Below are 9,247 nucleotides of genomic sequence, written 5' to 3'. Positions count from 1 at the left end.
CCGGCGCCGAAGGCGCGGCCGAGGAGCCTGCGCAGGATGCGGCGCCCGCCACCGAAGCCCCGGCGACCGAAGGGGCAGCCACGGAAGGCGAGGGAACGTCCACCGCGAACTAGCGCACCGGCCCGAAAATCGGTTCTGATTTTCGGAAATGAGTGCGCGGCGCTGTCACGAAAAATTTAGTTTCGCCAACTTGAAAAAGCCGGGTTCTCCCGGCTTTTTTGTTGAGCAGAGACTGGCGCATCGGCGCGGGAACCGGAGCCGATTTTCGGAAAGCATGATGCGCGGTTTCAAATGCTTGCCTTGCGCGGGCGATGGTCTACCTTCGGCGGGGAACATAAAAAGATGCGAGGAGCTTGAAATGCGGGCAATCGGCGCAACGGCAACATTGGCAGCCTGCCTCACAGCGGTGCTCATGTTCACCAGCATGCCGGCCGGCGCCGAGGACAAGTGGCTCACCAGCACGTCGCTGACCGATCCGAGCGTCGAGGACGCTCCCCCCTTTGAACGCTACGACTATGTCAATCCCGATGCGCCGAAGGGCGGCACGCTGAACATCGCCGCGTTCGGAACCTATGACAGCTTCAATCCCTTCATCGTGCGGGGCACGCCGGCGGCGGGCCTGACGAGTTTCGGCGGTGTCCTGTGGGACACGCTGATGCAGCAGTCCCTCGACGAGCCGGGCACCAGCCACCCCCTGATCGCCGAGGCCTACAAGCACCCCGACGACTATTCGTCGGCTACCTATCGCATCAATCCCGAAGCCCGCTGGCACGACGGCGAGCCGATCACCGCCGAGGACGTGGTCTGGTCGTTCGAGATGCTGAAGCAGATCAGCCCCATGCACAATCGCTACTTCGTCAACGTGACCGAGGCCGTGGCCCTTTCCGAGCGGGAGGTCGAATTCCGCTTCGACCAGAAGGGCAACCGCGAACTGCCCCACATCATGGGCGATCTTCCGGTCCTGCCGAAGCATTGGTGGGAAGGTACCGACGCCAACGGCAAGAAGCGCGATATCACGGCACCCACGCTGGAGCGCCCGCTGGGCAGCGGGCCCTACCGCGTCGCAAGCTTCCGTCCCGGCTCGGAGATCATCTGGGAGCGGGTCGAGGACTATTGGGCGGCGGACCTGCCGGTCAATATCGGCCGCTACAATTTCAACCGCTACCGCTACACCTATTTTCAGGACGACAATGCCGAGTTCCTGGCCTTCACGAAGGGCGGCATCGAGGATTTCCGCCGCGAGGTGAGCACGCGCCGCTGGTCGGTCGACTACGATTTTCCCGCGGTAAAGGATGGCGACGTCATCAAGCGCGAGTTCACGAGCACCAGCATCGAGGCCATGCAGGCCTTCGTGTTCAACATGCGCAGGCCCCGCTTCGCCGACCGCCGGGTGCGCGAGGCGCTGACGCTGGCCTATAATTTCGAAGAGCAGAACCGGACGCATTTCTTCGGTCTCAACAAGCGTTTCAGCAGCTATTTCGAACGCTCGGAACTGGCCGCCGAGGGCGTGCCGCAGGGGCAGGAGCTTGAGATTCTGGAAGAATTCCGCGACCGGCTCCCGCCCGAGCTTTTCACCGAGCCGTTCAAGCTGCCCGCCTTCGACACGCCGCAGAGCGAACGCGAGCATCTGCGCGAGGCGGTGCGCCTGTTCAACGAGGCCGGTTGGCAGATCAAGGGCGGCCGGATGGTCAACAAGGAGACCGGCGAGCCGTTCAGGGTGGAGTTCCTCGGCTCCTCGCCAACCTCGGAAGTGATCGCCGGCGGGCTGATCGACAATCTGCGCAAGATCGGCATCGAGGCATCCCTGCGCATCGTCGACACCTCGCAATACATCCAGCGCATCCAGAACTTCAATTTCGACATGGTGACCTCGCGCTTCGCCCAATCGCTGTCGCCCGGCAACGAGCAGCGCGACTACTGGAGTTCGGAGGCGGCCGACATTCCTGGCTCGCGCAACCTCGCCGGCATCAAGGATCCGGTGATCGACGAACTCGTCCAGAAGATCATCTATGCCAAGGATCGCGAAGAGCTGGTCGCGCTGACCCACGCGCTCGACCGCATCCTGCTGTGGAACCATTTCATGATCCCGCAATACTATCAGCCGACAATCCGGACGGCCTACTGGAACAAGTTCGGCATTCCGGAGAAGCAGCCCGAATATGTCGGCGTAGACATCGATTCCTGGTGGATCGACGTGGAGAAGGAAAAGGCGCTGGCGGCCAAGTATCGGAGCCAGAATTGAGCGAGCATGCGGTCTGCACAAGCGGCCTTTCGCGGCGCCGGTTCCTCGCTGCGACGGGCGCCACGCTCGCCCTGCCGTTGTTTCCCGGCGCGGGTTTCGCCGACATCGCGACCGGTGTCCCCCTGCACGGCCTGTCGGCCTTCGGCGACCTGAAATACGCCGAAGGCTTCGATCATTTCGACTATGCGAGCCCCGACGCGCCGAAGGGCGGCACATTCACCTTTCAGCCGGGCTACTGGTACTTCAACCAGAATGTGCTGACCTTCAACACGCTGAACGCCTTCGTGCGCACCGGCGATTCACCGCCGCGCATGGAGCTCTGCTTCGATTCCCTGATGACGCGGGCCTATGACGAGCCGGACGCCATCTACGGGCTGCTCGCCAGCAGCGTCACCGCTTCTGAGGACCGCAACAGCTTCACCTTCGAGCTGCGTCCCGAGGCGCGCTTCCACGACGGCTCGCCGCTGACCGCCGAGGACGTCGCCTTCTCCTACATGCTGCTCAAGGAGAAGGGCCACCCGCAGATCCAGCTCCCGCTTTCCGAGCTGGAGGAAGCGGTGGTCGAGGCGCCGCATCGCGTGCGGCTCGTCTTCTCCGGCCGCCAGGCGCCGCGCAACATCCTGACCGTTGCGAGCAACCCGGGCTATCCGGTTTTTTCGAAGACCTTCATCGAGGAGAACGGGTTCGACAGCTCGCGCCTCGTGCCGCTGCTCGGCTCCGGTCCCTACAAGGTCGGCCGCTTCTCCGCCGGCCGCTACATCGAATACGAACGGGTGGAGGACTATTGGGCGCGCGACCTCGGTCCCGCCAAGGGCTTCAATCATTTCGACCGCATCCGCGTCGATTTCTACCGCGACCGCAACGCCGGTTTCGAGGCGTTCAAGAAGGGCGACACGTCGTGGCGCGAGGAATTCACCTCGCGCACATGGGCGACCGGCTATGACTTTCCCGCCGTGAAGGACGGCCGCGTCGTCCAGGTGGAGATTCCGAGCGAGAAGCGGCCTTCGCTCTACGGGCTGGTGCTCAACCAGCGGCGCGAGCAGTTCCGCGACGTGCGCGTGCGCGAGGCCGTCAGCCTCTGCTTCGACTTCGAATGGACCAACCGCAACCTGTTCTACGGCCTTTATGAACGCTCGCACTCCTTCTTCGAGCGCTCGCCCTATATGGCCGAGGGCCTGCCTTCCGCCGAGGAGCAGGCCCTGCTCGACCGGTTCCGCGGCCAGGCGCCGGAGGCGGCCTTCGGCGAAGCGGTGATGCAGCCCGTCTCGGATGGTTCGGGCCGCGACCGCGTCAAGTTGCGCGAGGCGCGACGCCTGCTGACGGAAGCCGGCTGGGCCCCGCGCGACGGCGTCCTGCACAATGAACGGGGCACGCGCTTCACGCTCGAATATCTCGTCAGCGACGAGATCTTCCTGCGCACCGACGCCAGCTTCACCGAGAACCTGCGCGCCATCGGCATCGACGCGTCGATCCGGCTGGTCGATGCCTCGCAATATCAGAGCCGCCAGTCGGGCTTCGATTTCGACATGATCTCGGTGTCGATCGCCCTGGATCCCACGCCGGATGTCGACGGACTCGAGCAACTCTTCCATTCGCGCACGGCCAGGGTCGAGGGTTCCTACAATTTCGCCGGCACGGCCGACCCAGTCGTCGACGAATTGATCGGGATCGCCGGCAAGGCAACGACGCGCGAGGCGCTGACGGTCACCCTTAAGGTGCTCGACAGGGTCTTGCGCGCGCGGCGCGACTGGATTCCAAATTGGCACTCGGCGAATCACCGTGTCGCCCACTGGGACATGTTCGGCCGCAGCGACACGAAACCGGATTACTTCTTCCCCGTGGAATCCCTGTGGTGGTACGACGAGGAAAAGGCAAAAGCGATTGGCAAAGCGTAAGGACGGCGTGATCACACTCCCCGCATTCTTCTCACACGACAGGACCGCCGGCTGATGGGCGCCTATATCCTCCGTCGCCTGCTCCTGATGATCCCGACCCTGTTCGGCATCATGGCCATCTCGTTCATCGTCGTGCAGTTCGCGCCGGGCGGCCCGGTGGAGCAGGTGATCGCGCAGATCACCGGCCAGGGCGGCGGCGCCGACGCCCGCATCTCCGGCGGCGGCGGCGACCTCGGCAACCAGGGCTTCAACGGAAGCTCCATCGAGGGCAGCAACGTGACCTCGAAATACCGCGGCGCCCAGGGTCTCGACCCTGAGTTCATCGCCTCGCTGGAGAAGCAGTTCGGTTTCGACAAGCCGCCGCTCGAGCGCTTCGGCATGATGCTGTGGAACTACGCCCGCTTCGACTTCGGCGAGAGCTATTTCCGCGACATCTCCGTGGTCGACCTGATCGTCGAGAAGATGCCGGTCTCCATCTCGCTCGGCATCTGGATCACCATCCTCTCCTACGGCATCTCGATCCCGCTCGGCATCCGCAAGGCGGTCAAGGACGGCTCGGCGTTCGACGTGTGGACCAGCGGCGTCATCATCATCGCCTATGCGGTTCCCGGCTTCCTCTTCGCCATCCTCCTGATGGTCCTCTTTGCCGGCGGCTCCTTTTTCGACTGGTTCCCGCTGCGCGGGCTCACCTCCGACAACTGGGAAAGCCTGTCCTGGCCGGCCCGCATCCTCGATTATTTCTGGCACCTCGCCCTGCCGCTCACCGCGATGATGCTGTCGGCCTTTGCCACCACGACGCTTCTCACCAAGAATTCGTTCCTCGACGAAATCCGCAAGCAATATGTCATCACGGCGCGCGCCAAGGGCCTGTCGGAGGGGCAGGTGCTCTACGGCCACGTGTTCCGCAACGCGATGCTGATCATCATCGCCGGTTTCCCCGGCGCCTTCATCTCCTCCTTCTTCACCGGCTCGCTGCTCATCGAGAGCATCTTCTCCCTCGACGGGCTCGGGCTGCTCGGCTACCGGTCGATCATCGACCGCGACTATCCCGTGGTGTTCGCCAATCTCTACATCTTCTCGTTGCTCGGCCTCCTGATCAGCCTCATCTCCGACATCACCTACACGCTGATCGATCCGCGCATCGATTTCGAGCGGAGGGACGTCTGATGGCGGACGTCCAGATGAAGGCAGAGGGCGGCGTGGTGGCACCGCGCGCGCTGCCGAAGCCGTTTCTGTCGCCCATCAACCAGCGGCGCTGGCGCAACTTCAAGGCTAACCGGCGCGGCTACTGGTCCTTGTGGGTCTTCCTCGTCCTGTTCGTCCTGTCGCTGTTCGCCGAGTTCATCGCCAACGACAAGCCGATTCTCGCCTCCTACAAGGGCGAGCTCCTGTTCCCCGTCCTCGTCGACTATCCGGAGGAGAAGTTCGGCGGCTTCCTGGCCATCACCGATTACCGCGATCCGACGATCAGCGAGGAGATCGACGCCAATGGCTGGATGGTCTGGCCGCCGATCCGCTATTCCTATCGAACCGTCAACAACGGGATTCCCGAGGCGGCTCCCGCCAAGCCCTCCTGGCTCTACACGAAGGAGCAGCGCTGCGGGCGCTACCTGCAGGGCGTAGATGATCCCGCCTGCACGCTCGGCAACTGGAACTGGCTCGGCACGGACGACCAGGCGCGCGACGTGCTCGCCCGCGTCATCTACGGGTTCCGCATCTCGGTCCTGTTCGGCCTCGTCCTGACGGCCGCCTCGGCGCTGATCGGCGTTTCGGCCGGCGCCATCCAGGGTTATTTCGGCGGCTGGACCGACCTTCTCTTCCAGCGCTTCATCGAGATCTGGTCCTCGGTGCCGGTTCTCTACCTGATCCTGATCATCGCCGCCGTGCTGCCGCCGGGCTTCTTCATCCTGCTCGGCATCATGCTCCTGTTCTCCTGGGTCGCTTTCGTCGGCGTGGTCCGGGCGGAGTTCCTGAGGGCCCGCAATTTCGAATATGTCAGCGCGGCAAGAGCGCTCGGCGTGTCGAACCGCACCATCATCTTCCGCCATCTTTTGCCCAACGCGATGGTGGCGACGCTCACCTTCCTGCCCTTCATCCTGAACGGCTCGATCACCACGCTCACTTCGCTCGATTTCCTCGGCTTCGGCCTGCCGCCCGGCTCGCCCTCGCTGGGCGAATTGCTGCGCCAGGGTCAGCGCAACCTCAACGCCCCCTGGCTCGGCATCACCGGATTCCTCAGCCTGTCGATCATGCTGTCGCTTCTCATCTTCATCGGCGAAGCCGTGCGCGACGCCTTCGATCCGCGGAAGACGTTCAAATGAGTGACAGTCCGCTTCTTTCAATCCGCGATCTCTCCGTCTCGTTCACGCAAGGCAGCGACGAGACGCTGGCGGTCGACCATGTCTCCTTCGACATCGGCCGCGGCGAGACTGTCGCGCTGGTCGGCGAATCCGGCTCCGGCAAATCGGTCACCGCGCTTTCGGTGCTGAAGCTCCTGCCCTATCCGGCGGCGAGCCACCCTTCCGGACAAGTGCTCTACAAGGGCGACGACCTGCTCGCCTCTGCCGAGCCGGCCCTGCGCAAGGTGCGCGGCAACGAAATCGCCATGATCTTCCAGGAGCCGATGACCTCGCTCAATCCGCTGCACACGATCGAGCGGCAGGTCGGCGAGATCCTCAAGCTGCACCGGGGTCTTGGTGAAAACGCCGCGCGGCGGCGCACGCTGGAGCTCCTCAATCAGGTCGGCATCCGCGATCCCGAAAAGCGGCTTGACGCCTTTCCGCACCAGCTTTCGGGCGGCCAGCGCCAGCGCGTGATGATCGCCATGGCGCTCGCCAACGAGCCGGACGTCCTGATCGCCGACGAGCCCACCACGGCGCTCGACGTGACGGTGCAGGCGCAGATTCTCGAGCTTCTTGCCGAGCTCCGACGGGCGAAGTCGATGTCGATGCTCTTCATCACCCACGATCTCGGCATTGTCCGCAAGATCGCCGACCGCGTCTGCGTGATGACGAACGGCAAGATCGTGGAAAGCGGCCCGACCGAGGAGATCTTCGCCAACCCGCAGCATGCCTACACGCGCCACCTGATCGCCGCCGAGCCCAAGGGTCGGCCGCCGAAGGCCGATCCCGAGGCCGAAACGATCATGCAGGGCAAGGAGATCAAGGTCTGGTTCCCGATCAAGAAGGGGTTGCTTAGGCGCACCGTCGATCACGTCAAGGGTGTTGACGGGGTCGACGTCACCGTGCGTGCCGGCCAGACGCTGGGGGTGGTCGGCGAATCGGGTTCCGGCAAGACCACGCTCGGCCTGGCGCTGGCGCGGATGATCTCGTCGGAAGGCCAGATCCGCTTTACCGGCAGGGAGATCGACCGGCTGAGCTTCCGCCAGATGCGGCCCTATCGCCATGCGCTGCAGATCGTCTTCCAGGATCCCTATGGCTCGCTCAGCCCACGCATGTCGGTGGCCGAGATCATCCAGGAGGGCCTGCGCATTCACGAGACCGGCCTGTCGCCTGAAGAACGCGACGCCATGGTGGTCGACGTCCTGAAAGAAGTCGACCTCGATCCGGAGACGCGTTTCCGCTATCCGCACGAGTTCTCCGGCGGCCAGCGGCAGCGCATCGCCATCGCCCGGGCGATGGTGCTCAAGCCACGTTTCGTCATGCTGGACGAGCCGACCTCGGCGCTCGACATGAGCGTCCAGGCACAGGTGGTCGACCTGTTGCGCGATCTGCAGAAAAGGCACAATCTGGCCTATCTGTTCATCAGCCACGACCTGAAGGTGGTGCGTGCGCTGGCCAACGAGGTCATCGTCATGCGGGCCGGCAAGGTGGTGGAAACCGGACCGGCGGAACAGATCTTCGAGGCGCCGCAGACGGATTACACGCGCGCCCTGATCGCCGCCGCGTTCAACATCGAAACCGCGCCGGGCGGCGTGGTGAGCGAATAGGAAACTCCGCAGCCGCCGTCCGCGCGGATGCGCAAGCAGGGAACCGGATGACGATCGACGAAGCGTCGGCGCGATCCGGCTGGAAACGTCAGGGGCATACCATGAGCACACCGGCACGCGGCCGCATTCTTCTGTCCGTCACGGGCTTCAACCCGCAGCGCTGGTACGATCTCCTGTCGAAGGAGCGCGAGGTGGTGCTGGAGCCGGCCGGGGCCGAGGATCCCTCCATCGATTATGCGGTCGTGTGGAAACAACAGCCCGGCATCCTGGCGCGGCTGCCGAACCTCAAGGCGATCTTCTCCATCGGCGCGGGCGTCGACCATATCTTCGCCGACGACCGGTTGCCCGAGGTGCCGATCGTTCGCGTCATCGCAAGCAATCTCACCCAGTATATGTGCGAATATGTCTGCTGGCGGGTGCTGGATCATCATCGCCAGGGCATGCTCTATCGCGCCCAGCAGGCCGGGAAGATCTGGCACGAGCCCCGGCAGCCGCCGGCGGACGAGGTGTCGGTCGGCATCATGGGCTTCGGCCAGCTCGGGCGCAGCGCCGCCGCGGCGCTGCTCGCCCTGGGCTTCACGGTCAATGGCTGGAGCCGCAGCCGGCACGAGATGGAAGGGGTTTGCGCCTTCCATGGCGAAGACGGGCTGACGCCTTTCCTCAACGCCACCGACATCCTCGTCGTCCTGCTGCCGCTGACGCCTGCGACGGAGGGCATCGTCGACCATTCGGTCCTGACACGCCTCAGGCAGGACGGCCCGCTCGGCGGCCCCTGCCTCGTCAATGCGGGGCGCGGGCGGCTGCAGCGCGAGGTGGACATCCTGCGCGCCCTCGAGGAGGGAATCCTGAAGGAGGCCAGCCTCGACGTCTTCGAACGCGAGCCCCTGGCGCCCGAAAGCCCGCTGTGGAGCCATCCGCGCGTCTTCGTCACGCCGCACGCGGCGGCCACTTCCGATCCGGCGCATCTGGTCACGCCGATGCTGGCGCAAATGGACGCCTTCGAACGCGGCGAGCCGCTGCAGAACGTCGTCGATCGCAAAGCCGGCTACTAGAGCGGGATGAGGAAAAGTGTGAAGCGGTTTTCCGCCCGCATCCCGCTCTAACTTTTTGAAAGCGATCGCGATGATTTTGGATTAATTCAATCCAAAATCATCGCGATCT

The 9,247-nt window shown here is 64.2% G+C and carries 6 protein-coding genes; all 6 read left to right on the top strand.

From position 1 onward, the window contains the following. Window positions 1-358: 358 nt before the first annotated feature. The 6 genes from NUU27_RS23870 to NUU27_RS23845 all read left to right on the top strand — a co-directional run bounded on the left by NUU27_RS23870 (window position 359) and on the right by NUU27_RS23845 (window position 9,138). Window positions 359-2,242 (top strand): extracellular solute-binding protein, encoded by a 1,884-nt coding sequence (locus tag NUU27_RS23870; RefSeq protein WP_257764801.1) that lies wholly within the window; start codon window positions 359-361, stop codon window positions 2,240-2,242. Next, on the top strand, window positions 2,239-4,137 hold the full coding sequence (locus tag NUU27_RS23865; RefSeq protein ID WP_257764800.1) for an extracellular solute-binding protein: 1,899 nt from the start codon (window positions 2,239-2,241) through the stop codon (window positions 4,135-4,137). Before NUU27_RS23870 ends, NUU27_RS23865 begins: the two co-directional genes overlap by 4 nt. 54 nt (window positions 4,138-4,191) lie before the next feature. Further along, window positions 4,192-5,304 carry a microcin C ABC transporter permease YejB gene (locus NUU27_RS23860; RefSeq protein ID WP_257764799.1) on the top strand — a complete coding sequence of 371 codons (1,113 nt, stop codon included), beginning with the start codon at window positions 4,192-4,194 and terminating at the stop codon, window positions 5,302-5,304. Beyond that, window positions 5,304-6,458: an ABC transporter permease gene (locus tag NUU27_RS23855; RefSeq protein WP_257764798.1), complete on the top strand. Its 1,155-nt coding sequence runs from the start codon at window positions 5,304-5,306 to the stop codon at window positions 6,456-6,458. Before NUU27_RS23860 ends, NUU27_RS23855 begins: the two co-directional genes overlap by 1 nt. Continuing rightward, on the top strand, window positions 6,455-8,086 hold the full coding sequence (locus NUU27_RS23850; protein ID WP_257764797.1) for an ABC transporter ATP-binding protein: 1,632 nt from the start codon (window positions 6,455-6,457) through the stop codon (window positions 8,084-8,086). Before NUU27_RS23855 ends, NUU27_RS23850 begins: the two co-directional genes overlap by 4 nt. A gap of 101 nt (window positions 8,087-8,187) precedes the next feature. Next, entirely contained in the window at window positions 8,188-9,138 is a 951-nt protein-coding gene (locus NUU27_RS23845) for a glyoxylate/hydroxypyruvate reductase A (protein WP_257764796.1), read from the top strand. Window positions 9,139-9,247 lie beyond the last annotated feature (109 nt).

Origin of the sequence: Nitratireductor sp. ZSWI3 (assembly GCF_024655565.1) — a bacterium.
Taxonomy (GTDB): Bacteria; Pseudomonadota; Alphaproteobacteria; order Rhizobiales; family Rhizobiaceae; genus Nitratireductor.
Note: the sequence above shows the minus strand (reverse complement) of the source record. Positions and strands in the feature narration are given on the sequence as shown.